Source organism: Streptococcus oralis subsp. dentisani (genome assembly GCF_002860905.1).
Taxonomy (GTDB): domain Bacteria; phylum Bacillota; class Bacilli; order Lactobacillales; family Streptococcaceae; genus Streptococcus; species Streptococcus oralis_BA.
The window spans coordinates 41,290-66,161 of sequence record NZ_PKIG01000006.1 but is presented as its reverse complement, the minus strand read 5'-3'; the positions used below and the strand labels follow the sequence as shown (position 1 = coordinate 66,161).

Genomic DNA, 24,872 nt, shown 5'->3' with positions numbered 1-24,872 from the left:
TAGTAAAGTTAAAAAACAAAGGCTAGTAATACTTCTTTTAATCATTCAGAATATTATTAGCCTTGTTTAAAGAATCAATTATTTTCTAGATACTCTTTAGCTTTATGGTAGTCCTTTGGAGATTCTAAGAAGAAAGGTAAAATAGTATGTGGGTATACTTCAGTTCGATACCGCGACAACTGATATTTCTGACTTAATTCTTTTACTACACTATTGTTTATTTCTTCAACTTCTTTTTTCAAATTTTGAATCTCATCAAAAGCATTTAGAATCTGTTTAAGTTTTTTCTGGTAACGCTTATAAACATTCTTATTTTCTGCCTGGCGCTTAGTTTCTTTAAAAATATATTCAAAAAGAGCCGAACTTAATTCCCATTCATCGTTTTCAAATTGTTTCTCCAGTAATTTAATAGATTCTTCCATTCTTTCAAGCTGCTCTATAGTTTCGGAGTTATTAGATAAAAATTCATCGATATTATCAAACGAAACATCTTGCTTCCTTACGATGTTTTTTCTTTTTTTATCTAGCTTTTCTCTTGCTCCTCTTATTTTATTCTTTTTATCATTTAGCTCTTCTAGTAATAAAAATACTTTTTCTTTATCCATTTCTTTCTCCTAGTTCCATTGAATAAGGTAACCACAATCTTCTTCAACTTTTTTTACATCAAATCGGGTATGTAAAATCAACCGTTTCCCAAAATAGTCATTCGCATTCACCCAACTAAGTGTATCTTTCTTGCGATCAAACAAAGTAACAAAGTTTTCTAGATCTCCGATAAAACCTTTTTTGTCACCTTTATTCCCTAATGTTGTATCATCTACAATTAAAAAGTTATCTACAAAGAATGTTTCACTTGTCCCTGCCTCTTTATCAACTTTAAGAAGATAATTTCCTGAAGTGTCTTTCATTTTTTCTAAGACACTAAATAGTGATTGACTAATAACCATAGATACATTGCGCTCTGGATTGATTAAAGAAACAATAGATTTCAAGTCGTCCATACTTGTAGCAGTCTGCACTTTCGCAGTTTGGAGAATTTTCCCAATCTCTCTATTTCGTGTTCTACGTTTTAATTTAATAATCTTCTTACCAAGAAAATCCGTTAAATTATATTGGCCATCATCTAATTGTTCCTGTGAAAAATCAAGTTTCCCACTGAATAATTTAACTAAGTAATCAACGCTGATAGTTTTCTTTTTATCTGCTTCTGTTCTCTCAACCGAATTTTCGCGAACTTCTTGTAATGAATCAGATTCAAAGTCAGTTACTTCATACTTCCCACCACGGGTACGAGTCTCAATAACATTTACTAAATCAACCAGTTCTTTACGTTGATGTTCATCCTCGTAACTATCAAGGATTGGTTTTTCAATGAGTACATGATTATTTTCTACGTTCATCCCTCTAGTGTTATAACCTGTACTTCGGATATAAGCTTCTAGATATTCTTTTTGTTTAACTAAGTTAGTTGTCATTTTTTTGCTCCTTTATCTTACAAGATTATTTACCTAGATTTTTTATTCTTTGTTCAAATTTTTCTTTTACTTTTTCCTCGACTGGTTTTATATGAGGAATTGCCTTGCTACGTCCCCCATTTCTTAATACATGTCCATGTTCTAATAAATGAGTTAATCTATATGTTGGATCTGCATTATAGATTACAAAAGAACCTTTAGAATTTTTCTTAAAGCGCCAATTTTTCGCATATTTCCCATATCTTTTAGGACTTGTTTGTTTCAATTCATTCACTGCTTCATTTGTAACCTCTTCAGCAATTAAATCTATCTGTTCTTCAACTTCTTCAGAATAAGCTTCCAAAGTTTTAGCAATTTCATTTGCTAGATCACTCGTTAGACTCATTTTACCCTCCTTTATCTTTTTATTGCTCCTCGTTGTTTATAATTTTTTCTAAAATTCTTTGCTCTTAGTTTTTCTTTTATGACTCTCCGAGCCTTTAGAATCATTTTTTCTAGATTTTGGTTTGTCTTGTTTGTTAGCATATTTCTCTAGTATTTCTTGTTTCCGTTGTTCTAAGCTATCACCTTCTTTTTTACACTGAGAAAAGATTTTCTGTCTTTTATCTGGATCCATAGAAAACTTATTGGCTACCACATACCCTAAAGAAGTATCTCCTGCCATAATACTCACCCCCTTTCTATGCAAACAAAAAGGGACATACCACTAGCATTATACGCTTACGGTATGTCCCTGAGTTGTTCTCAATAGACTTATTTTTTAGTTTCTTTTTTGACTAGATGAGTAAATTTCCCATCTGAATAGAATAAAGTAATTTCTCCAAAACTTGGAACTTTTTCTATCTCTATTATACCACATTTTTCGTAGACAACAAAGCCTTTTTCTGTTGCAAATCGCATTTTATCATCATTCATTGATATTCTCCCCTCACTGTGTTTATAGTATATCTCTTATCTTTGATCGTGAAAGCCTTGAAAGTGTTCCCTTCTAAACCTTTCAAAATTCTACTTGAATTTCTAGCATTGTATACCGTCCGCAGTTCACTACTATCTAGGTTCGTGTTGAAAATCGTAGTTTCTCGATTATTGATAATATCAAACAAGAAATCCTGTTCCCAATCGCTCTTAGGGGTTACCGTCCCATTTTTTGCCCCCAGGTCATCAATGATTAGAAAATCAACATCAACAAGCTTTTTAACCGCCTCATACTCTGTTAAGTTTGCATTTCTGCCATAAGCCCAGCCTTCTTTTATCTGCTTGATAATCTCGGTTAAGCTGACAAACAAGACACTCTTAGGCTCGTTCTTCTCTCTGAAGCTCTCATTGATTTCTTTGGCCAGGGCAAGAGATAAATGACTTTTTCCTATTCCTGTGCTACCGCTGATTAAAGTATTTCCTGTCATACCTGCAAGGTACTTCTGGGCTTGCCCCTTTACAAACTCTAACATCTGACGCTCCTCTGTCGTCTTAACAAAGAAATTATCAAATGTCGCTCCTTTCAACTCGTTAGGAATCGTACTATCACGCATTAAGACATCATAAGTTTTAAAGTAAGCTTGCCTGTCCTCGAACTGCTGCAATAGGTCTTTCTCTTTCTGTTTAATCTCTCCCTTCACGCACTCCGGACAAAATGCTTGTACTTTTCTTTCTGAACCCCCTAACACTGGTACAGAAATTTCCCAATAATTTACCTGGTGAATATCGCAAACTTTATCCGATATTTTTCTATTATTAAATTCTTTAAATTGTTCCTTCATCTGTGCAACTCCTAAAATGGTAGGTCTGGGAAGTTATCTTCAGACTTCCCTTTTATGGTTTTAGGCTTTTGGTTCAAATAACCGTCAAACTTAGATCCGAAAAGTGTTTCAGGTCTCAGATATTTAGAAAATTCAGGACTATCCTTCCATTCTGCCGTTTTAATATCTATCACCTGTTTAAAATCTTCAAGTGTATAGCCTTCTTTGAATCGTGCTAGTAAAAGCCTTTTAGTCTTGTCAACAAACTTATATCGCTTATTAGCTACTTGATTCAGATAAGCAATAGGAATCCAAAGTTCTTTATGTTTTGTTTTCTCTAAATCTTTTATAGCTGTTTCTTCAAGCCAAGTAGGAAAAGTGAAGTCGGGATTTCCCGACAATATATTATCTAAATATAAATTATTACTCTTACTATTAACTCTATTCTCTTTCTCTATCTCTGTTGGACACAAGTTGGAAAATGTCCAACTATTTTGGACATTTTCCAATCTTGCCACATTTGGGGCTTGTTTTCGCTGTTCACGTTTATATTTAGACCAGTTTGTTTCACTCTCAACCATGGCTTTTGCTTGCGATAATGTAGCATGGCCATCATCATCAATCTGAATCAGTCCACATCTTGTAAAATATGCAACTGTCATATTTATATCATCTTCAGAAACATCCAGTTTTAAAGCTAATTCCTGTACCAAACTATCAAAATATCCTTCATAGTACAAAATGCAGTCATCTTCTAAACTTTCCAACATAAGGCGGATATAAATCACTGTCATAGTGTAGCCACCAGGCATATTTTTAAGTCGCTTAATAAAAAGGTTATCAAAAAACTTCTTATCAACTTTTAACCAAAAATATATTTTAGTCTTTGCCATCATCTACCCCCAAAAACTTTAAAACATCTGAGATTTTATAATACGCTTTTCTAGTATCTTCAATAGGCGGTATATACTGTGGTAATCCTGCACCTTCCCATTTTGTCAAGGTTTTATCTCCTATGCCTAGTTCTTCCTTTAGTTCCACCTTGCTGATTAAATCTAATCTTTTTTGAGGTACTTTCTCATGATTTTTTAAATACCGTTCCACTGCTTCCAAAATCTTAGATTTTAAATCTTCAATCATTTTTTCAAACATCTTAGTACCCCCATGGTTTAACCCCTGCAAGCTGAATATATCGCCCATAATCAGGGCTTAAACCCTCGCTAATTGTTTCTATCGTCTGTGTACTTTCTCGCTCGATTTGGGCGCTTTTTTTGCGGTCTCGGTGGTTTAGACACATGAGAAAGCCAACCAATATCACGGTAAAAATAAGCGCCTGTGTATTGCTTAAATCTAGTTCATTCATGCTATGCCCTCGCTTTGTAATTCTTGATATAATTTACTTGATAGCTTCGCTCCATCTTCAGAAAGTCGTACACCTCTTCTGGAGTTACTTTATCATCTAAAAAGTCAATGATGAACTGAAAGAGTTTCGGATTTCTATCCTTGATTTTAGTCATTAGCTTATCAAATTCTGATCGTGTCATGTTATCTAGGTCTAGAGTCATATTTTTCTCCATTAGCCTTTCCTTGTCCTTTTTCTTGCCTGTTTTCTATATGGTATGCTTCACCACTCCAAACGCTGGGCGATTGCCCCAAGTTGGCGAACGCTTGTAGCGGTGTTTCGTGAGTAATTACCCATCTTTCAGCTAAACAAGGCCTTAGAATCACCCTGTCAGCGCTTGATTTCAAAACCTTTTCTAATTGCTTGCCTGCTCTTCGGTTTTTCTTTAGATATTTGATAGAATAGATATTTTTTGCTATAATCAGAGCATAGAAAAAATTTCTATATCATTAATCTTGTCGCTTGCTCGCCTCGTCTAAAATTTGAGCAAGTGATTTTTTTATTTTCTTTTTGCATAATTACTACCTGACTTTGGTTTATAAAGCAAGTCTTTACTTTCGATAAGATCCAGAATCCAGCTGAACCCCTGCTCTACCGTTTCAAGAAATGCGCCCAGGTCTTCACTGTCCAAATCCTCGTAGTTCATACAAAGATATTCGGCTAGTTGTCTGTCTTTCTCAACTAGCTTTTTAAAATCCTTGGAATACTTAGGAATTTCTAACCCTTTGGCATTTGTAACTGTCTTAAATTCATTTTCCATTTTCTATACTCCTATACTTTAAAAATTAATTCCTTAATTTCTGAATATCCCCTATTCAAGTTAATCATCGCTATTGCCATATCTTCCAAACGCTGATAGTTTGTCAGTTCTGCACTTGTCAAGCCATCAATACCGTTCTTACTTTCTCGCTCCTTCATGAGTTGCGCTTTATTCTTCCCTGTCACTCCCTTTAGTAGTAAGTTTGTCAGGGTGCTATAGGCATGCTTGGGGGCTTTCTCCCATGTTTGAATAGCTTCGGTTAAGGTCTTGCGCTTTGGCTTTTCCAGTTCCCTTTGAAGATAGCGTTTAGAAAGTTCATCACGCATTTCAAAGAATGCTTTGACTAGGTTCATTTTGAATTGCCGTACTGGTTCGGTATTCTTTAGATAAGTGATCAGCAAGGTTGCCTGTTGCTCATTCAGAAGATAGATTTTTTTCGGTTGCCCTCTCTTATCTAATTTATGGATTTTAAATCCAAGTATTCCCAACGCTTCAAAATCAGCTTTATTATCTCTGACTAAGCGTGTAATAGTATGGTGCTGTACTTCAGCACATTCAGCGATAATCTCGCTCGTAGTATACGGCTCTTTCTTGCCGTCCATGTAAACCAGTTCCATTGGTTCGCTCCTTTCTTCTTTTGTCAGTGCTTGCCACCTAAAACAGTACCAAAGTAAATCATTGAGGTAGGGAAAATTTAGGAGAGAATAAACCCCTACAAACCCTTGATACTGCCATAGGTAGCAAGCAAAATATTTCTAGACTCTGTCTTATGCCCCTTTCTAGTAATCTTCAGCAAGCCATTCCATGGCTTTTTGGTAAATGCTCGGCTTGACTTCGCCACCGTCTCGAATTTTTCGATAGGTAACTTGTGTAACTCCGATTTCTTCGCCTGCTTGCTTAGCAGTCAATTTCTTATCAGCTTGCTTTCGGCGAATCGCTTTTGCTTGTGTTGAGGTAATAAGCAATAAAATTCCCCCTTTCTTTTGCTAACTGTTTGTTAGCTTGGTTGTATTGTAGCGTATTTTTTGTTAGTTGTCAACAACAAAATAACAAAAAGTGAATTTTTTGTTAGCTTTTTGTTGTTTTGTGATATAATTAAAATGAGGTAATATACATGAACAGATTAAAAGAGTTGAGACAAAAAAAAGGCGACACTCAAGAGGACGTCGCTAAAGTTATGGGTGTGACCCGTAGAGGATACCAAAAATGGGAAAACGGAGAAAGTCAAATCAAGCCAGAAAAAGCTCGACAGCTTGCTGACTACTTCGGAGTAAATGTTGCTTACTTATTAGGACTTGAAGATAAACAAAATATTTTAAAAATAATCCAAAGTAACGAATTTAAAAAATTACTCAATGATATAGATATTGAAAAAATAAATGAACTTGGTTCAGCATATAAAAACGTTGAAGAACATATAAATAATCCTGTAAAGTATAACAATTTTGGAAAAGGATTGCTTAATCATATCCCATCGTATATGTTTACAATTGAAGAACTAATAAATGCTGATAAAGAGAACAATACAAATTTTGCAGATATTTTAATCAACTATATTTCTTTAAATGACTATGATAAAAAAATAGCTTTTGATTTAGTTCAAAAACTATCTGAGAGAGACAACGAAAAGGAGTAACCCCCATGGGATTTTTTGATACTGTAAAACAAGAAGGTAGTTTTTCTACCGCTTCTGGAGTAAATGGACTACACTACGTTGTCCTTCAGGTAACTTTGAAAGAAAAGTTTTTCGGCACTGGATCAGGAAACCTTACAGAATTAGAAGACGTTATCAATAAACAAGCTTCAAAAGGTTATCGCCTGCATACAATCACAACCGCCAATGGTGGAAGCAAAGGACTAGGCGGTGGCGACCGTATCCAAGCCACAATGGTTTTTGAGAAGATTATCTAAAACCTATCTCCGCCAATAATAGTCTGATTTTTCAGGTATTATGTGCGAAAATGGAGGGAATTTGAAGGTTTGATTAACAGAAAGGAGAATAATGAACGATAAAAGAAAGCAACTCTTAAGCTACCAAGCATTGATAGATAAGATGGCCGCAAATGGTATTCTGTTCAATATTTTTGATCAGAACACTGCCAAAGATATATTACAAACACGGAACTACTACTATAAAATATCGAGCTATCGAAAACTTTTCAATAAAATAGATGGTAAATATAATATAGAATTTGCGACGTTAGCTGACCTGGCTGTAATTGATATGCAGATACGTTACTTCCTAATGGATATTTGTCTCGACGTTGAACATAGTATCAAAACTGCTCTAATGGATGTTATAACGAAAAATCCAAAAGTTGATGGATACGATATAGTAAAGGATTATGCTGTCTATAATCCTATAGGGTTTACAAATACTAAAAACGCTTTATCAAAAAATCATTACCTAAAAAACGTTTATATCAAACATAAAAATGATATCCCTATATGGGTATTGATTGAAGTCATGGACTTTGGGAATCTATGCTACTTGGTTGAAATGTACTGTGATAAATATCCAAGTAATAAACGGCTAAAAAAAGCGAAGCAGTTAGGGAAATATGCTCGCCATATTCGTAATGCTTGCGCCCATAGCAATGTTATACTGGTGGATGTGTTAGAGCAAACACTATCCCCTTCAAGTTCTATTACTTCTCTTGCTTCTATGCTTAATATCTCTCGGGATATTATAAAATATCGTAAAATACATGATATATTTTCCCTCGTAGTATTGCATCGTGAATATTGTAGTAAAGCACTAGGAAAACAGCGTTTTAAAGAATTTATCAAAATTGCAAAACGTGCTAAAAAACATGAATATTACTACAAACAAAATCCGAAAATTGTAGAAATCTACATAAATTTTGTTAAAACACTTGTAAAAATTTCTAAAAAGTGATATTATATTTCTTAATCGTAAAAGAAACCCTTTTGGGTTACACTGCTCTATGCCTGTATCTCTATATAGGTCAGGGTTACAACAAGAAAATAAGTGTATCAGCTTTTTAGTTGATACACTTTTTCTATTGCTCATATAAGCCCCATATCCGCCTTGTTTCATACTCTGGTATTTATTTACCGTCTGACTGCTTAAAATCGAAAATAGAGGGGTTCTCGTAGCTCCTCGCATGGTATAAACTCAAAACCTTTTCTAATTGCTTGCCTGCTGATGGAAAAGGAGTTAAAACCATGAAAATTACACAACACACGAAAAAAGACGGATCAGCAGTCTACCGCTCCAGTATCTATCTTGGTATCGATTCTGTAACTGGTAAGAAGGTCAAGACTACCATATCAGCACGAACAAAGAAAGAACTCAGAAACAAGGCCACCCAGGTTAAGGTAGAATTTGAGAAAAACGGCTCGACACGGAAACAACGCTCACATATAACAACCTATAGCGAACTTGTGGACTTATTTTGGCAAACCTACCAGCATACCATAAAAACTAACACGCAGATAAAGATAAAAGGCTGCTTAAATAATTACCTCTTGCCCTCATTTGGTACTTACAAACTAGATAAACTTACTCCTGTTATTATCCAAACTCAGGTAAATAAGTGGGCGGATGAGTACAATCAGGACGGAACGGGGTATAAAGAATACAATCACCTTCACGCCTTAAATAAACGTATTCTACAGTATGGAGTTTCTATCCAGGCATTGGATAATAACCCTGCTCGTGATGTTGTCATTCCTAGAAAGATAACAAGAGATAAGCAAGAAATTAAATACTTTCAAGATCAGGAACTTAAAAACTTCCTCTCCTATCTCGATAACCTGGAGAATACCTTTATCAATTTCTATGATACTGTGCTTTATAAAACGCTCCTAGCTACTGGACTGCGCATCCGTGAATGTCTGGCCCTAGAATGGTCTGATATTGATCTGCAGAACGGAACGATCGATATTAACAAAACACTCAACATTTTAAACCAGGTAAACACTCCTAAGACAAAATCAAGCTATAGAGTTCTAGATATCGATCATAAAACGGTGCTCATGCTTCGTCTCTATCGAGCAAGACAAGCAGAAAACGGTAGAAACATTGGCTTAACCTATGAGAAAGTATTCTCTGATAGCTTTGACAACTATGTCAATACTCGAAAGGTTGATTATCGCCTACATAAGCACTTAAAAAGCGCTAACTGTACTGATTTAGGCTTTCATGCTTTCCGCCACACTCACGCTAGTATCTTGCTTAATGCTGGCCTGCCATACAAGGAAATACAGACACGGCTTGGCCATGCAAAAATATCTGTAACTATGGACACTTACAGCCATTTATCAAAAGAAAACCAAAAAAGAGCAGTCTCATTCTTTGAAACTGCCCTCGAAAAAATAAAAAGTTCTTAAAAAAGTCCACAAAATTAAAACAGCGATACATAAAACCCTTATGTATCAACGATTATAGAATGATTTCGGTATAATTGACTATTATACCGAAATTTTCTCATTTTTAAAAGAAAAAGGGCGCTGGTAAAGGATAATCTTCACCAACTCCCTATTTTTCTACTTATCTAAGCCTAATTCTGCCAAAATTTGACGTTTGTAGGCAATCTTTTGAACTTCCTTGTCCTCATCTTCAGACCAATCTAGTTTAATTTCTGAAACAATCTGCCCAGGGCGATTTTTCAAGATATAGATGCGGTCGCTGAGATTGAGGGCCTCCTCGATACTATGAGTAATAATCAATGTTGTCAGGTGCAACTGCTTGTGAATTTCAAGGTACCAAGCGTGGAGTTCCATCTTGGTCATCTCATCCAAGGCACTAAAGGCTTCATCTAAGAGAAAGAGCTTGTGCCCGAAAAGATAGGTCCTGAGTAAGGCTACACGCTGGCGCATCCCTCCACTGAGTTCATGAGGGTATTTATCTCTTACAGCTGTCAACTGAAATGTCGCAAGAATTTCATCTGCGCGAGCAATAGCTTCTGCCTTATCCACCTTTTGAATCAAGAGGGGCAGAATGATATTACCAAGCACCGTCTTGTGCTCCAAGAGCAGATCCTTTTGCAACATATAACTCACGCGCCCCTTGGGGTTTTCTTCACCATCAAGGACAATTCTCCCTGACTGAACTTCTAAAATCCCAGCGATTAGATTAAAGAGGGTGGTCTTTCCAACACCACTTGGACCTAGAATAGAAACCACTTCACCTGAAGTCACCTGTAGGTTGATATCCTCTAAAATCCTCTCCTGACCATAGGCATAACTGACGTGTTCTAGTCTAATTTCTGTCATTATTTCACAAATTCATTAGTGAAGCCTTTGTCTGTCAAGTCTTCTTTAAGGATACCATTTTCTTTATCCCATTTGTAGAAGGCATTCCAGCGAGCTGCGTCAAATTGACCCCATTTTTCCTTGTCGCTTGCGTATTCTTTTGACAAGTATTTTTGAGATTCGATAACAAAGTCGCGTTTTTCCTTGAGTTCAGGTGCATTTTTGATGAGGATATCAGCTGCTTCCTCTGGATGCTCCATAGCATATTGGTAGCCTTTTTTGATAGCTTGGATAACTTTACGAGCTTCTTCTTTGTTGTCTTTCAAATAGTCGTTGTTTGCGATGATAACTGGTGAGTAGTAGTCAAATTCTTTAACGTAGTCTTTCAAGTACATGAAGTTAGCATCTACACCTTGAGATTTAGCAAGAATTCCATCCCATCCATAGTAGATCCATGCAGTATCAAATACTCCATTAGCAATCGGTGTGATAGAGTTTGAGTCGTTGTTTGGTACTTTTTCAACTTTTTCAAAATCTCCGCCTTGTGATTCTACCAATGTTTTCAACATAGCAAGTTCAGTTGGGTCATTCCAAGTTCCGTATTTCTTACCAACCAAGTCCTTTGGACTAGCTACATTGTCAGATTTACGAGAGATAATTCCTGATGTATTGTGTTCAACAATAGCTGCAACGGCAGTAATACCTGCTCCTTTTTCCAATTTTTTAGCCATGTAGTCTTGGAAATACACTGCAAATGGTGCCTTACCATTGATAACCAAATCAGAAGAACTTTCTTCTGGTGGCAATTTCAAATCAACATCCACTCCAGCTTCTTTGAAATAACCTTTTTCCTTGGCAACATAAAGTCCTGTGTGGTTAGTATTTGGTGTCCAGTCTAGGATAAAGTCAATTTTCTTAAGTTCTGCCTCTTTGTTATCCTTAGAAGCAGTTCCTTGACCACAGGCCACAAGCACAACAGCTACAAGAGCTGTTAAAACAGTTAAAAACACTTTCCATGTTTTCTTCATTTCAATTTCCTCTTTTCTTTTTCAGAAACATTCTTATTCTACGAACGTTTCCATTTAATAACATATTTTTCACTAATATCGACCAACTTCATACCCAGCAGACTGATAATCGATACCAGAATAATAATCGCGAACATGGTATCATACTGAAACAGTTTCTTGGACTGAATCATGTAAACACCTAGTCCTTCAAAGCCTCCCAACCACTCAGATACTACTGTTGTGATAAAAGCGTAGGAGACACTGACCCTCAGACCTGCATAAAAGTAAGGCAGGCTGACTGGGATTTTAAAATGCCACATAATTTGCCAAGGCTTGGCCCGCATAAGACTAAACAAGGTCAGCATATCCTTGTCACAATGCCTAAAACCGTCCAAAATGCTGACGATGATAGGAAAGGTTGTCGTTAAGATAATCAAGACAATCTTGGGCAAAATCCCATAACCTAGCCACAAGACCAGAATAGGGGCTATGGCAATGGTCGGAATAGTCTGAACAACCACCATCATAGGGTAAATCAGGTCATTGAGCCAAGTCAAACTATCCATAAGTACAGCCATGAGACAGGCAATCAAGACTCCCAAAATCAGTCCCAATAAAGCCACTCTCAAGGTCGCCCAGCTATGGTGCCAGAGAAATTCTCTGTCACGAACAAAGGCCTGAAGAATTTCAAGAGGTGTCGGCAGGATAAACTTGGGGAGAAGTTTAAGAAAACCTGCTAACTGCCAGATTGACAAGACTCCCAGAAAGACCAATAGACTAATGTGTCGTCTCAGTATACTTTTCAAGTTTCTCATCAATACTTAAAATCTCTCCTACATTTATTTTGACATTGGCAAAGACATTATCTGCCTCCTGCCCTGCCACCTCTAGCGCTTCTTTGAGAATGCGCATAAGCTCATCAAACTCCCCTTCCAAGACCGTTTCAAATGGTGTCACCACCATGGTCACTTCTTGAGCTTGCAGATAAGCAATGACCTGATCGATAACAGCTATCCGATCAATCCCCTGTGTTAGGGGTAAAACTTGCAAGGCAATGCTTGCTTTCATAAAAACCTCCTCTTCTCGTTTTCCTTTGACAAAAAGAAAAACCTTTACCATATATGGAAAAGGTCAAGAATAGACTAAGTATCGTTCCCTACGCTGGCATTACCCAGATCAGGTGCGGTCGAAGTTTAACACTTCCTCTCAGACTGTACACAGACTCCCATATATTATATGGACATATGATAGCGCAAAATAAAAAAAAAGTCAAGAAAACTGCTTACAGAAAAGAGCAGGAAAAATTTCCTACTCCCATTTTCTATACTCGTTCTCCATCACTGTTTACTCTGTAGCCAGCCACCGTCGTATTGACAGCTAAGGCACCTGAAGAGTAAGAATAATACCACTTACCAGAGACTTGATACCATCCTGTTTTCATTGCTCCTGAACTATCCAGATAATACCACACTCCATTTTCCTTTAACCAACCTGTCTGCATTTCACCAGATGATTTCAAATAATACCAGCTAGAACCATCCTTCAACCAGCCTGTTGATTTAGAGCCATTTGATTTGAAATGATACCAACTACCATTTATTTTCTTCCAACCAACAGTCAGAACATCATTGGAACTAACTTCTGTTTGATTCTGCGATGACGCAACCTCCTCTAACTGAATATAACGACGACTTCCACTATAAGATATATAACTCAACCACTTGTACCCATCTTTTTCAAGTACCTGATCATAATGAACACTCTCACCTGGAGAATAATAGGCAATTGAAGTTGCACTAGCTAAAGGTTGATTTTTAATAGCTGCCTTATTCTTAAAATAATGTGTTCCTCCTGAAGAAGACAAAGGTTGACTATTGAATACGTTGCTACTACTTACGACATTCCCTCCATCCAAATCTTTAAAATGAATAAATCCTGCCATTGTATTCGCTTTTATAATTCGTTTATTGTAGGATCCTGTATAACCATAGTTGTATTCCTCAATTTCTATATTATCCTCCATTACATTTGAAACCCAAGCAACATGACCATATCCTCCTGCAGTAGACCAAGCAATAGATCCAATCGTTGGTACACTATCTACACGATAGCCTTCACGACGAGCACGATAGCCCCATTCATTCGCATTTCCATAAGCTCCTGGAATCTCAAAACCATTGACACTACTCAAGCGAAAGGCTGCAAATGAAGTACACTGACGAGAGTACATGCGCCACTTATCAATTTCCTGACTCCCATTTTTATAGTAAGTAGGATAATCATCCCCACGCGCAATCGATCCATTTCCTCCAGAATAGGCATATACACTATCACTCGCTACTAGCATCAATCCTACTGCTAAAAAAGGAACAACCTTTTTAACTGATTTTCTCAAAGAAAATCCTGTCTCTGTTACTTTGAATGGTAAAACTTTCATTCTTCCTCCTTGAAAAATAATATAAATTGAAGATTACCTTCACTTAAACTATTCGGAGAAAAAAGAAAAAGTGAGAAAATTTCTCACTTTAGTCCAGATAATGAATCAAATTCTTTTCTGTAAGGATATCTGAGTAAGTAAAGGATTCAACGTAAACATTAGCTTGTTTATCTCCTTCAACATTTCCAAATTCAACGATAAATAGGGATGGATAAACCTCAATTAGCTTACCCAATCTATTTTTTTGGCGCTTACGTCCATTTTCCAAAGTCATTTCAATTACATGACCCTCATGCGCCTTGATTTCCTCTTTAATTTTTTTCATCTTAGCTACATCTGTAAATGCATCTGTCATCTTATTTCCTCCCTTTTTGAAATACTTGAAAATTTATTGTATTCTTTTTGGAAAATTAATTCCACAGTTCCACGAGCTCCACTACGGTTTTTCTCGATAATAACTTCTACCTTATTATTTGGTATGCCTTCCTCTTCTTCACCACCACGCTCATAGTAATCGTCGCGATAAAGAAAGGCTACGATATCAGCGTCCTGCTCAATAGACCCAGATTCACGAATATCAGACAAGACCGGTCTCTTATCCTGACGTTGTTCTACACCACGAGAAAGCTGACTTAGAGCGATTACTGGAACCTTCAGTTCCTTAGCTAAAATTTTCAACTGACGTGAAATTTCTGAAACCTCTTGTTGACGATTTTCTCGACCTGTTCCCGTGATAAGCTGCAAATAGTCTATTAAAATCAAACCAAGATTACCCGTTTCTTGAGCCAGTTTACGAGAACGAGAACGAATCTCTGTAATCCGAATTCCTGGCGTATCATCGATATAGATACTGGCATTCGCTAGATTCCCTTGAGCAATGGTATACTTTTGCCATTCCTCATCAGTCAATTGACCCGTACGGATAGAATGCGATTCCACCAACCCTTCTGCCGCCAACATACGATCCACTAGACTTTCCGCACCCATTTCCAGTGAAAAAATAGCAACTGTTTTGTCCAACTTGGTCCCAATATTCTGAGCAATATTCAAGGCAAAGGCTGTCTTACCAACCGCCGGACGAGCTGCTAAGATAATCAACTCCTCCTCATGAAGACCAGTCGTCATATGATCCAAGTCACGATAGCCTGTCGCAATACCTGTAATATCGGTCGTTTGTTGCGAGCGAGCTTCCAGATTCCCAAAGTTGATATTCAACACATCTCGAATGTTCTTAAATCCACTTCGATTTGCATTTTCGCTGACATCAATTAACCCTTTTTCTGCCTGAGCAATGATTTCATCAGCTGGTTGCGAAGCCTCGTAAGCTTGATTGACAGACTCTGTCAACTTGGCGATTAATCGCCGTAGCATTGCTTTTTCTGCAACAATCTTAGCATAATACTCCGCATTAGCAGAAGTTGGCACAGAATTGACAATCTCAACCAAGTAAGACAGGCCACCAATATTCTGTAAATCACCTTGATTATCAAGAATGGTACGAACCGTTGTTGCATCTATAGCATCGCCACGATCGGATAAGTCAACCATAGCTTGGAAAATCAAACGATGGGCATACTTAAAAAAGTCTCGAGACTCAATATATTCTCGAACAAAAACAAGCTTACTCTCGTCAATAAAGATAGCCCCTAAAACGGATTGCTCAGCTAAGATATCTTGAGGTTGTACTCGTAACTCTTCTACTTCTGCCATCAGACTTCCCTTCCTTTTACAATCTTGTCAAGAAGGTGTAAACTTATCCTTCCTTCACACGAAGATTGATCACACTTGTAATATCTTGATAGATTTTCACTGGTACATCAATCAAACCAACTGCTCGAATCGGAGCTTGTACTTGAATATGACGTTTATCAATCTTAATTCCAAATTGCTTTTGCAACTCTTCTGCAATTTTCTTATTGGTAATGGAACCAAAGGTACGACCATCTGGACCAACTTTTTCAACAAATTCTACAACAGTTTCTTCTGCTTCAAGTTGGGCTTTAATTGCTTTTGCTTCTGCAATCATCTCAGCGTGAGCTTTTTCTTCAGATTTTTGTTTACCACGAAGCTCACCTACCGCTTGAGCAGTCGCTTCTTTGGCTAGATTCTTTTTGATAAGAAAGTTTTGTGCATACCCTGTCGGTACTTCCTTAATTTCACCTTTTTTACCTTTTCCTTTAACATCTGCTAAAAAGATTACTTTCATTCTTCTTTCTCCTTTTCCTTTATTTCATTTAATACAATTTCTGTCAGTTTTTCACCTGCTTCTGACAAGGTTAAATCTTTAATTTGAGCTGCAGCCAAATTAAAGTGGCCTCCACCTCCCAGCTCTTCCATAATCCGTTGTACATTCAGTTTACTACGACTCCGAGCTGAGATGGATATAAAGCCTTGTGTATTTTTCGCAAGAACAAAACTCGCTTCAATACCTGACATAGCTAACATGGCATCTGCTGCCTTACTAATAACAACTGTATCATAGCATTTCGAGTCCATAGCCTCTGCTATCAGTACATCTGAACCTAATTTACGCCCCTGTAAAATCAGTTCATTGACCTCACGATATTCTTCAAAATCTGTCGCAGCGATTTCTTGGATAGCAATACTATCACTTCCGCGCGTTCTGAGATAGCTAGCAACATCAAATGTCCGACTAGTCACTCGTGAGGTGAAATTTTTAGTATCCAGCATCATACCAGCCATTAAAACACTTGCTTGCATACGACTCAGACGATTTTTCTTAGAATTTTGGAACTGAATCAATTCCGTTACCAACTCACTGGCACTACTTGCACCACTTTCGATATAAGTAATAACCGCATTATCTGGAAAATCCTGATCCCGTCTGTGGTGATCGATGACGATGGTTTGGGTAAATAAATCATAAAATTCTTTCGATAAAGTTAAGGCGGTCTTTGAATGGTCTACAAGAATCAACAAAGAACGATTGGTCACCATCCCCATTGCGTCCTTAACAGACAACAACTTTGTAACTCCTTCTTTTTCTAAGAATGAAACAGCTCGTTCAATATCCGGCGACATTTGTTCTTCGTCATAAAGAGCATAACTATTTTCTGTTACATTATTAGCAAATAACTGCATACCTACAGCAGAACCCAAAGCATCCATATCAAGGTTTTTGTGACCAACTACAAAAACCTGATCTACACTACGAATCTTATCTGAAATAGCCGTCATCATAGCACGCGTACGAGTCCGTGTACGTTTGATGGAGGCAGCAGATCCACCACCAAAATAAACTGGGTTTTTCGTTTCGTCGTTTTCCTTGACAACCACTTGGTCGCCACCACGCACTTCAGCCAAGTTCAAGTTGAGCAATGCAACTTTCCCGATTTCATCATGATTACCATCACCATAAGAAAATCCCATACTTAAGGTCAAGGGCAACTGTCTCTGTTTAGACTCTTCTCTGAAAGAATCAATAACAGAAAATTTATCGTTCATCAATCCCTCAAGCACCGTGTAGTCCGTAAATAGATAAAAGCGGTCCATACTCACTCGACGAGAGAACATGGCATGCTTCCCAGCAAATTCTGAAACAAAATTGGCTACAAAACTATTAATATGACTGATATCAGACTCCGATGTTTCATCTTCTAAATCATCATAGTTGTCAACAGAAACAATCCCAATCACAGGTCGACTTGTCACTAACTCAACAGTCGCTTCGTATTCTCCAGACACATCAAAGAAATAAAGAACTCCAGATACCTTGTCCATATGAACCGAATAGCGGGTCTCACCCAAGGTAGCATAAGAACCTGGATTCCCTACCGATGCCTTTATAATTGTTTGAATTAATGCAACATCAATCTCGCCCACTTCATTCGTCAAAATCAATTCAGCGTAAGGATTGAACCATTCAACTTCACCTGACGATAAGTCTAGTTTAATAACTCCGACAGGCATCTGTTCTAACAAGGTTGTCAAACTTTCTTCAGCTTGGTGGTTTACATACTGGATTTGTTCTACTTCACTCCTTGAGTAGTAGTCTCTCTGATGGATGAATAATAAACTATATGAACCCAAAATAAGTAGCAAAAGAAATAGCGTTACCAGTGTATTCGTTACAAAAACAAGTTGCACAGATAGCACTCCGAACGCCACTATTCCTAATATTAAGGGGAAAATAGGACTTACATAAAATTTTTTCATTCCAAACCTCTTGGCACCCATTATACCATAATAACCACCAAAAAGCGACTTTTTAAAAGTGTAATCAGTAATTCTATCAATTATAAGAAAAAGGAGGTTTACAATTCAGTAAACCTTCCTTTACACATATTGAAATTAAGATTCTTTAACTTCTAACAAGCCAATCTCGCCATCTTCACGACGATAAATCACATTGGTTGTCTGATCTTCAACATCCACATAGATAAAGAAATCATGTCCCAACAAATCCATCTGTAGAATAGCTTCTTCCAAATCCATTGGTTTTAAATCAATTTGTTTTGAACGAACAACTCTAGACTGAACAACATTTGGATCTTCCACCAAAGCATCTGTAAATAATTGACTAGTTGCTACCTTGTTTTTATTTTTACGCTCGATTTTTGTTTTATTTTTACGAATCTGACGTTCAATTTTATCAGTTACAAGATCAATTGAACCATACATATCTTGAGACACATCTTCTGCACGAAGAGTAATTGAGCCAAGCGGAATCGTTACTTCCACTTTAGCAGTTTTTTCACGATACACCTTCAAGTTAACTCGAGCATCCAACTCTTGTTCAGCTTGAAAATACTTTTCGATCTTTTCGAGTTTAGAAACTACATAATCACGAATTGCTTCTGTTACTTCTAGGTTTTCACCACGGATACTATATTTAATCATATGAGTACCTTCTTTCTAAACATTTTTGTTTTTCTGATTTCATTATAACGCTTTCATTTTATTTTTGCAAATTTTTTCCTCATCTTACAAGGGAAAATGTTTTTACATCTTCAGCACCAGCTTCTTCCAACAGTTTCTTCACACGATTTATAGTTGTTCCAGTAGTATAAATATCATCTATAAGTAGGATTTTTTTAGGAATAGTGACTCCACTTTTAATAAAGAAAGGAAGTACGGTCCCCAAGCGTTCTGAACGATTTTTAGAAGAACTAGCTCTCTCCTCTCTTTTCTCTAACAAATCCAAGTACTTAAATCCCGCTGCATCGACCAAGCCCTCAACCTGATTAAATCCTCTATCAGCATATCTCTCCTTACTTAATGGAATGACTACAAATTGGTACTCTTTGTACTTTTTCAACTCCTCGCTTAAAAATGAAGAAAAAACTTTTCTTAAAATGAAGTCTCCGTCAAACTTATACCGACTGAAAAAATCCTTCATAGCTTGATTGTAAGTAAAAATCGCTCTATGACTGACCTCAACTCCTTCTTTACACCAAAACTGACAATCTTGACACTTGGTTGACAACCCTGTTTTCATACAGTTTGGGCAACACTCTCCTCCAATCCTCTCGAAAGTAGAATCACAGTCTGAACAAAGACAAGAATCATCATTCTTCAGAAGTAAGAGACTACTAAAAGTTAAAACAGCCTTCATAGTCTGCCCACACAATAAGCACTTCATAGCCCCGCCTCCTTGTTCATCTGCTGAATTTCCTTAATTGCCTTCTTGATTGAAGCATTTAACCCATCATGGAAAAAAAGCAAATCTCCTGTTGGTCTATCCATGCTGCGTCCAACTCGCCCACCAATCTGAATCAAACTAGACTTGGTAAACAGACGATGATTGGCCTCTACTACGAAAACATCCACACAAGGGAAGGTAACCCCACGCTCCAAGATTGTCGTACTGATAAGTATTGTCAGTTCTCCATCTCGAAAAGCTTGTACTTGCTCTAATCGATCTTCTGTGATAGAAGATACAAAGCCAATTTTTTCATTTGGAAATTGCTCCTGTAAGATTTCTTTTAACTGTCCTCCTTTCTTAATTTCTGAAGCAAAAATGAGTAACGGATAACCTGTCTTTCTCTGCTTCTCAATATAAGACTTTAACTTTGGTGACAAACGATTCTTATCTAAGTAGCGATTAAAATCCGATAACCAGACAGGTTTAGGAATAATCAACGGATTTCCATGAAATCGTCTTGGCAAACTCAATCGTTTTAATTCTCCTATGCGAACCTTCCTATCTAACTCATCGGTCGAAGTCGCTGTTAAAAAGATTCTCAGCCCATTCTCCTTTACACTATTCTTGACAGCATGGTAAAGCTTGGGATTATCAACATAAGGAAAGGCATCTACTTCATCCACTATCAGTAAATCAAAAGCTTGATAAAATTTTAATAACTGATGGGTTGTCGCAACAACTAGTGGTGTTCTAAAATAAGGTTCCGATTCTCCATGTAGGAGGGCTATCTCACAAGCAAAATCCTTTTGCAGGCGCTTATACAGCTCCAAACAAACATCTATGCGAGGACTGGCCAAACACACTGCACCTCCCGCATTAATCACTTTAGCCAATACTTGATAAATCATTTCCGTCTTTCCAGCTCCTGTCACCGCATGTACCAAGGTTGGCTCTTGCTTGTCGACAGCTCGAATTAGTCCCTCTGACACCTTCTCTTGAAAAGGAGTTAATTGACCACACCATTTAAGAACTTCTTGCTTCGGAAAATTCTCCTGCGGAAAATAGTATAAAACTTGATCACTCCTAACTCGCTTCATAATTAAGCACTCCCTACAATAGTAAGCACCGATGGGTAAATACCATTCCTCCAGAATAGTACTATTACAATGTTGACAGAACAATTTCCCCTTCTCCTTTCTCATTGCTGGAAGTTTCTCTGCCAACTGACGTTCCTCTTCTGTTAATTCATTCTCCGTAAACAAACGACCGAGATAATTTGGATTTACTTTCATACTTCTTTATTCGTAAAAACCTAGCGCTTTAGATAATTTTTTAGTACAATTAAATCATGGAATTTAAAACAATTAAAGAGGACGGTCAAGTCCAAGAAGAAATCAAAAAATCCCGCTTTATCTGTCATGCCAAGCGTGTTTATAGCGAAGAAGAGGCCCGTGTCTTCATTACTGCCATTAAAAAGAAACACTACAAAGCTACGCATAACTGCTCAGCCTTTATTATTGGGGAGCGTAGTGAAATTAAACGTACAAGTGATGATGGTGAGCCTAGTGGTACTGCTGGCGTTCCCATGCTTGGGGTGCTAGAAAATCATAATCTTACTAATGTCTGTATGGTAGTGACACGCTACTTTGGTGGTATTAAACTAGGCGCCGGAGGACTGATTCGTGCTTACGCAGGTAGTGTCGCCTTAGCTGTCAAAGAAATTGGCATAATTGAAATAAAGGAACAGGCTGGCATTGCTATTCAAATGTCTTACACTCAGTACCAAGAATATAATAACTTCCTTAAAGAACATACTCTCATGGAGCTGGATACAAATTTTACAGATCAAGTCGATACGATGATTTATGTTGATAAAGAAGAAAAAGAAAATATGAAAGCTGCACTTATAGAGTTTTTTCATGGAAAAGTTACCTTGACTGATCAAGGTTTACGAGAAGTTGAAGTTCCTGTAAACTTAGTGTAAATAATAGATAATGCAGCGTTTCACTGATATTTTCACCGCTACTTTAATTAGCAACATAAAAAGATACTTGCCAAGACCTACTAGAAAAGGAAGCAATTCAAAAAGAAAACGGATATCGTTCCACTTTATACATATTTGCTAGAATTAGCCTACTACAATCGCTTAAAAATTAATGGCTTAGACCTATGATATAAAAAAATCCTATCGCTTCGATAGGATTTCTATATTTTACAAATGGTATAGATAGCGTTATACTAGAAATATCTTATACAAAGAGGTATTCATATGTCTATTTATAACAACATTACTGAACTAATCGGACAAACACCGATTGTTAAACTCAACAACATTGTGCCAGAAGGTGCTGCAGATGTCTATGTAAAACTTGAAGCATTTAACCCTGGTTCTTCTGTAAAAGACCGTATTGCTCTTAGCATGATTGAAAAAGCTGAACAAGACGGTATTCTGAAACCTGGTTCTACTATTGTTGAAGCAACAAGTGGAAACACTGGTATTGGACTTTCATGGGTAGGGGCTGCTAAAGGGTATAAAGTTGTTATCGTTATGCCTGAAACTATGAGTGTAGAACGACGTAAGATTATCCAAGCTTATGGCGCTGAACTAGTCCTAACTCCTGGCAGCGAGGGAATGAAAGGTGCTATTGCTAAGGCTCAAGAAATCGCTGCTGAACGTGATGGTTTCCTTCCTCTTCAATTTGACAATCCAGCTAATCCAGAAGTACACGAAAGAACAACAGGAGCTGAAATACTAGCTGCTTTCGGAGCTGATGGTTTAGATGCCTTTGTTGCTGGTGTTGGTACTGGAGGAACTATTTCTGGTGTTTCTCATGCACTCAAATCAGCAAATTCTAACATTCAAGTTTTTGCAGTAGAGGCAGACGAATCTGCTATTCTATCTGGTGAAAAACCTGGACCACACAAAATTCAAGGTATCTCAGCTGGATTTATTCCTGATACACTGGATACAAAGGCTTATGATGGTATCGTTCGTGTGACATCAGACGATGCACTAGCACTCGGCCGTGAAATCGGTGGAAAAGAAGGCTTCTTGGTAGGTATTTCTTCAGCGGCAGCTATCTACGGAGCAATTGAAGTTGCCAAGAAATTAGGTACAGGTAAGAAAGTCCTTGCTCTAGCACCAGATAACGGCGAACGTTATTTGTCTACAGCACTCTATGAATTTGAAGTGTAGTCTCCTAAATACACTTAGCCCTTATTATAGGGCTTTTTATTTTTACCTTGAAAATAGGAAGCTCTCCCTATAGGGATCGACTGCATAGAAAAAAGGAAGCAAATTTACTTCCTTTCTATAATTAGTTATTCAAGGCTGCTGCCATTGTAGCTGCAACTTCAGCTTCGAAGTCGTTTGCAGCTTTTTCGATACCTTCACCAACTTCAAAGCGAGCGAACTCAACTACTGAAGCGTTAACTGATTCAAGATATGCTTCAACTGTCTTGCTATCATCCATGATGTAAACTTGTGCAAGAAGTGTGTAAGCTTGGTCAACTTTAGTGTTGTCAAGCATGAAGCGGTCCATTTTACCTGGGATAATTTTATCCCAGATTTTTTCTGGTTTGCCTTCTGCAGCCAACTCAGCTTTGATGTCAGCTTCAGCTTGAGCAATCACTTCATCAGTCAATTGAGATTTTGATCCATACTTCAAGTGTGGAAGAGCTGGTTTGTTAACCATTGCACGGCTTTCGTTGTCTTGGTCGATAACGTGGTTCAATTGTGCCAACTCATCTTTAACGAATTGCTCATCCAATTCTTTGTAAGAAAGAACTGTTGGTTTCATAGCAGCGATGTGCATTGAGATTTGTTTAGCAAGTGCTTCGTCTCCACCTTCAACAACTGAAATAACACCGATACGTCCACCGTTATGTTGATATGCTCCAAAGTGTTGTGCATCTGTTTTTTCAATCAATGCAAAGCGACGGAATGAGATTTTTTCTCCGATAGTTGCTGTTGCAGATACGTATGCAGATTCAAGAGTTTCACCTGAAGGCATTGTCAAAGCAAGTGCTTCTTCATTATTAGCAGGTTTTCCTTCAGCAATAACTTTAGCTGTAGTATTTACCAATTCAACAAATTGAGCATTTTTCGCAACGAAGTCAGTTTCAGCGTTTACTTCAATAACTGCTGCAACATTACCGTTAACGTAAACGCCAGTCAAACCTTCTGCAGCAACACGGTCAGCCTTCTTAGCTGCCTTAGCCATACCTTTTTCACGAAGCAATTCAATCGCTTTTTCGATGTCACCGTCTGTTTCTACAAGCGCTTTTTTAGCGTCCATAACTCCGGCACCAGATTTTTCACGCAACTCTTTTACAAGTTTAGCTGTAATTTCTGCCATTTTGATTCTCCTATATTTTTTAAAAATAGGAGAGCCGGGCTAAGCCCCGCCCTCCTAGGTAATTACTATTTATATGAATTAAGCGTTGTCGCCCTCTACAACTTCAACGATTTCTTCAATTGAATCTGCTTGAGCTTCTGAAGCTACAAATTCTGCTTCAACTGCTGCTGCATCTTCACCTTGACGTCCTTCGATGATAGCGTCAGCCAATTTAGCTGTGATCAATTTAACAGCGCGGATAGCATCATCGTTAGCTGGGATGATTACATCGATATCATCTGGATCAGTGTTTGTGTCAACCATCGCTACAACTGGGATTCCCAATTTCTTAGCTTCTTTAACAGCAATTTGCTCTTTATGTGGGTCAACTACGTACATAACATCTGGGATACGAGGCATATCTTCGATACCACCCAAGAATTTTTCAAGACGTGCACGTTGTTTATTAAGAAGTGCAACTTCTTTCTTAGGAAGAACTTCGAAAGTTCCATCTTCTTCCATACGTTTGATTTCTTTCAAACGAGCGATACGTTTTTGGATTGTTCCCCAGTTTGTAAGAGTTCCACCCAACCAACGGTGGTTGATGAAATATTGACCTGAACGTACTGCTTCTTCAGCAACTGCATCAGCCGCTTGTTTCTTAGTACCAACGAACAATACAACTGCATCGTTAGCTGCTGCATCACGCATGAAGTCGTATGCTTGGTCAGCGTATTTTACAGTTTGTTGCAAGTCGATAACGTGGATTCCGTTACGCTCTGTAAAGATGTATTTAGCCATCTTAGGGTTCCAGCGACGAGTTTGGTGACCAAAGTGTACACCAGCCTCAAGAAGTTGTTTCATTGAAATTACTGCCATGAGTATTTCTC

The 24,872-nt window shown here is 37.6% G+C and carries 33 protein-coding genes, 1 pseudogene and 1 riboswitch; of the genes and pseudogenes, 7 read left to right on the top strand and 27 right to left on the bottom strand.

Going from position 1 to position 24,872, the window contains the following annotated elements:
* Positions 1-74 precede the first annotated feature (74 nt).
* The 13 genes from CYK16_RS08740 to CYK16_RS08680 all read right to left on the bottom strand — a co-directional run bounded on the left by CYK16_RS08740 (position 75) and on the right by CYK16_RS08680 (position 6,338).
* Positions 75-605 (bottom strand): hypothetical protein, encoded by a 531-nt coding sequence (locus CYK16_RS08740; protein WP_060805996.1) that lies wholly within the window; start codon positions 603-605, stop codon positions 75-77.
* 9 nt (positions 606-614) lie between these two features.
* Positions 615-1,475: a phage major capsid protein gene (locus CYK16_RS08735; protein ID WP_060805997.1), complete on the bottom strand. Its 861-nt coding sequence runs from the start codon at positions 1,473-1,475 to the stop codon at positions 615-617.
* Positions 1,476-1,500: 25 nt separating this feature from the next.
* Positions 1,501-1,860, bottom strand: a complete 360-nt coding sequence (locus tag CYK16_RS08730) for an HK97 gp10 family phage protein (protein ID WP_060805998.1) — start codon at positions 1,858-1,860, stop codon at positions 1,501-1,503.
* A gap of 48 nt (positions 1,861-1,908) precedes the next feature.
* On the bottom strand, positions 1,909-2,139 hold the full coding sequence (locus CYK16_RS08725; RefSeq protein WP_060805999.1) for a hypothetical protein: 231 nt from the start codon (positions 2,137-2,139) through the stop codon (positions 1,909-1,911).
* 89 nt (positions 2,140-2,228) lie between these two features.
* Positions 2,229-2,390 (bottom strand): hypothetical protein, encoded by a 162-nt coding sequence (locus CYK16_RS10745; protein ID WP_162837499.1) that lies wholly within the window; start codon positions 2,388-2,390, stop codon positions 2,229-2,231.
* The gene (locus CYK16_RS08720; protein ID WP_060806000.1) at positions 2,387-3,232 is read right to left on the bottom strand and encodes an ATP-binding protein; all 846 of its coding nucleotides are present in this window, start codon (positions 3,230-3,232) and stop codon (positions 2,387-2,389) included. The genes CYK16_RS10745 and CYK16_RS08720 overlap by 4 nt, the downstream gene beginning before the upstream one ends.
* 11 nt (positions 3,233-3,243) lie before the next feature.
* Complete coding sequence (locus CYK16_RS08715) at positions 3,244-4,104, bottom strand: conserved phage C-terminal domain-containing protein (RefSeq protein WP_060806001.1); 861 nt, start codon at positions 4,102-4,104, stop codon at positions 3,244-3,246.
* A complete protein-coding gene (locus CYK16_RS08710; RefSeq protein ID WP_060806002.1) occupies positions 4,091-4,363 on the bottom strand; it encodes a hypothetical protein in 273 nt (90 codons plus the stop codon). Before CYK16_RS08710 ends, CYK16_RS08715 begins: the two co-directional genes overlap by 14 nt.
* Before the next feature lies 1 nt (position 4,364).
* On the bottom strand, positions 4,365-4,574 hold the full coding sequence (locus tag CYK16_RS08705; protein WP_060806003.1) for a hypothetical protein: 210 nt from the start codon (positions 4,572-4,574) through the stop codon (positions 4,365-4,367).
* 1 nt (position 4,575) lies between these two features.
* The gene (locus CYK16_RS08700; protein WP_060806050.1) at positions 4,576-4,776 is read right to left on the bottom strand and encodes a hypothetical protein; all 201 of its coding nucleotides are present in this window, start codon (positions 4,774-4,776) and stop codon (positions 4,576-4,578) included.
* A gap of 336 nt (positions 4,777-5,112) precedes the next feature.
* A complete protein-coding gene (locus tag CYK16_RS08690; RefSeq protein WP_060806004.1) occupies positions 5,113-5,373 on the bottom strand; it encodes a hypothetical protein in 261 nt (86 codons plus the stop codon).
* A gap of 11 nt (positions 5,374-5,384) precedes the next feature.
* Positions 5,385-5,990 carry a Rha family transcriptional regulator gene (locus CYK16_RS08685; protein WP_060806005.1) on the bottom strand — a complete coding sequence of 202 codons (606 nt, stop codon included), beginning with the start codon at positions 5,988-5,990 and terminating at the stop codon, positions 5,385-5,387.
* A 162-nt stretch (positions 5,991-6,152) separates the two neighbouring features.
* The gene (locus tag CYK16_RS08680; RefSeq protein ID WP_004245570.1) at positions 6,153-6,338 is read right to left on the bottom strand and encodes a hypothetical protein; all 186 of its coding nucleotides are present in this window, start codon (positions 6,336-6,338) and stop codon (positions 6,153-6,155) included.
* A 149-nt stretch (positions 6,339-6,487) separates the two neighbouring features.
* On the opposite strand from CYK16_RS08680, the gene CYK16_RS08675 reads away from it, so the two are divergent.
* The 4 genes from CYK16_RS08675 (at position 6,488) to CYK16_RS08660 (ending at position 9,729) form a co-directional block, all read left to right on the top strand.
* Positions 6,488-7,009, top strand: coding sequence for a helix-turn-helix domain-containing protein (locus CYK16_RS08675; RefSeq protein WP_060806006.1), 522 nt, complete (start codon positions 6,488-6,490; stop codon positions 7,007-7,009).
* A gap of 5 nt (positions 7,010-7,014) precedes the next feature.
* Positions 7,015-7,284: a DUF4177 domain-containing protein gene (locus CYK16_RS08670; RefSeq protein ID WP_004261908.1), complete on the top strand. Its 270-nt coding sequence runs from the start codon at positions 7,015-7,017 to the stop codon at positions 7,282-7,284.
* 91 nt (positions 7,285-7,375) lie between these two features.
* Positions 7,376-8,272 carry an Abi family protein gene (locus CYK16_RS08665; protein ID WP_060806007.1) on the top strand — a complete coding sequence of 299 codons (897 nt, stop codon included), beginning with the start codon at positions 7,376-7,378 and terminating at the stop codon, positions 8,270-8,272.
* Positions 8,273-8,562: 290 nt separating this feature from the next.
* A complete protein-coding gene (locus tag CYK16_RS08660) occupies positions 8,563-9,729 on the top strand; it encodes a tyrosine-type recombinase/integrase (protein ID WP_060806008.1) in 1,167 nt (388 codons plus the stop codon).
* A 156-nt stretch (positions 9,730-9,885) separates the two neighbouring features.
* On the opposite strand, the gene CYK16_RS08655 is transcribed toward CYK16_RS08660, so the two are convergent.
* From CYK16_RS08655 to CYK16_RS08600, 12 genes are all read right to left on the bottom strand, one after another.
* Positions 9,886-10,614, bottom strand: a complete 729-nt coding sequence (locus tag CYK16_RS08655; RefSeq protein WP_101776897.1) for an ABC transporter ATP-binding protein — start codon at positions 10,612-10,614, stop codon at positions 9,886-9,888.
* Complete coding sequence (locus CYK16_RS08650) at positions 10,614-11,621, bottom strand: ABC transporter substrate-binding protein (RefSeq protein ID WP_004255331.1); 1,008 nt, start codon at positions 11,619-11,621, stop codon at positions 10,614-10,616. Before CYK16_RS08650 ends, CYK16_RS08655 begins: the two co-directional genes overlap by 1 nt.
* 38 nt (positions 11,622-11,659) lie before the next feature.
* Entirely contained in the window at positions 11,660-12,418 is a 759-nt protein-coding gene (locus CYK16_RS08645) for an ABC transporter permease (RefSeq protein WP_180948760.1), read from the bottom strand.
* Positions 12,381-12,671: a thiamine-binding protein gene (locus CYK16_RS08640; protein WP_060806010.1), complete on the bottom strand. Its 291-nt coding sequence runs from the start codon at positions 12,669-12,671 to the stop codon at positions 12,381-12,383. Before CYK16_RS08640 ends, CYK16_RS08645 begins: the two co-directional genes overlap by 38 nt.
* Positions 12,672-12,739: 68 nt before the next feature.
* Positions 12,740-12,842, bottom strand: a riboswitch (TPP riboswitch).
* 82 nt (positions 12,843-12,924) lie between these two features.
* Positions 12,925-14,040 (bottom strand): choline binding-anchored murein hydrolase CbpD, encoded by a 1,116-nt coding sequence (gene cbpD / locus CYK16_RS08635; protein ID WP_101776895.1) that lies wholly within the window; start codon positions 14,038-14,040, stop codon positions 12,925-12,927.
* 88 nt (positions 14,041-14,128) lie between these two features.
* On the bottom strand, positions 14,129-14,395 hold the full coding sequence (locus CYK16_RS08630) for a Veg family protein (protein ID WP_000128619.1): 267 nt from the start codon (positions 14,393-14,395) through the stop codon (positions 14,129-14,131).
* A complete protein-coding gene (dnaB, locus tag CYK16_RS08625) occupies positions 14,392-15,750 on the bottom strand; it encodes a replicative DNA helicase (protein ID WP_101776894.1) in 1,359 nt (452 codons plus the stop codon). Before dnaB ends, CYK16_RS08630 begins: the two co-directional genes overlap by 4 nt.
* Positions 15,751-15,793: 43 nt before the next feature.
* A complete protein-coding gene (gene rplI / locus CYK16_RS08620) occupies positions 15,794-16,246 on the bottom strand; it encodes a 50S ribosomal protein L9 (RefSeq protein ID WP_000864214.1) in 453 nt (150 codons plus the stop codon).
* On the bottom strand, positions 16,243-18,216 hold the full coding sequence (locus tag CYK16_RS08615) for a DHH family phosphoesterase (RefSeq protein ID WP_101776893.1): 1,974 nt from the start codon (positions 18,214-18,216) through the stop codon (positions 16,243-16,245). The genes rplI and CYK16_RS08615 overlap by 4 nt, the downstream gene beginning before the upstream one ends.
* Positions 18,217-18,351: 135 nt before the next feature.
* Positions 18,352-18,900, bottom strand: coding sequence for a ribosome hibernation-promoting factor, HPF/YfiA family (hpf, locus tag CYK16_RS08610; protein WP_000599100.1), 549 nt, complete (start codon positions 18,898-18,900; stop codon positions 18,352-18,354).
* 79 nt (positions 18,901-18,979) lie between these two features.
* A complete protein-coding gene (locus tag CYK16_RS08605) occupies positions 18,980-19,642 on the bottom strand; it encodes a ComF family protein (RefSeq protein WP_060806014.1) in 663 nt (220 codons plus the stop codon).
* On the bottom strand, positions 19,639-20,937 hold the full coding sequence (locus CYK16_RS08600) for an ATP-dependent helicase ComFA (protein ID WP_060806015.1): 1,299 nt from the start codon (positions 20,935-20,937) through the stop codon (positions 19,639-19,641). The genes CYK16_RS08605 and CYK16_RS08600 overlap by 4 nt, the downstream gene beginning before the upstream one ends.
* Before the next feature lie 56 nt (positions 20,938-20,993).
* Here CYK16_RS08600 and CYK16_RS08595 point away from each other — a divergent pair, with 56 nt between their 5' ends.
* From CYK16_RS08595 to cysK, 3 genes and pseudogenes are all read left to right on the top strand, one after another.
* Positions 20,994-21,629, top strand: coding sequence for a YigZ family protein (locus CYK16_RS08595; protein WP_060806016.1), 636 nt, complete (start codon positions 20,994-20,996; stop codon positions 21,627-21,629).
* Between the two features lie 93 nt (positions 21,630-21,722).
* Positions 21,723-21,818: pseudogene (locus CYK16_RS10935) on the top strand (PH domain-containing protein); the annotation flags it as partial.
* Between the two features lie 96 nt (positions 21,819-21,914).
* A complete protein-coding gene (gene cysK, locus CYK16_RS08590; protein ID WP_060806017.1) occupies positions 21,915-22,841 on the top strand; it encodes a cysteine synthase A in 927 nt (308 codons plus the stop codon).
* A gap of 121 nt (positions 22,842-22,962) precedes the next feature.
* Here the strand turns inward: cysK and tsf are convergent, their stop codons facing one another.
* Positions 22,963-24,003 carry a translation elongation factor Ts gene (gene tsf / locus CYK16_RS08585; RefSeq protein WP_060806018.1) on the bottom strand — a complete coding sequence of 347 codons (1,041 nt, stop codon included), beginning with the start codon at positions 24,001-24,003 and terminating at the stop codon, positions 22,963-22,965.
* Positions 24,004-24,081: 78 nt separating this feature from the next.
* Positions 24,082-24,861, bottom strand: a complete 780-nt coding sequence (gene rpsB / locus CYK16_RS08580; protein ID WP_060806019.1) for a 30S ribosomal protein S2 — start codon at positions 24,859-24,861, stop codon at positions 24,082-24,084.
* Positions 24,862-24,872 lie beyond the last annotated feature (11 nt).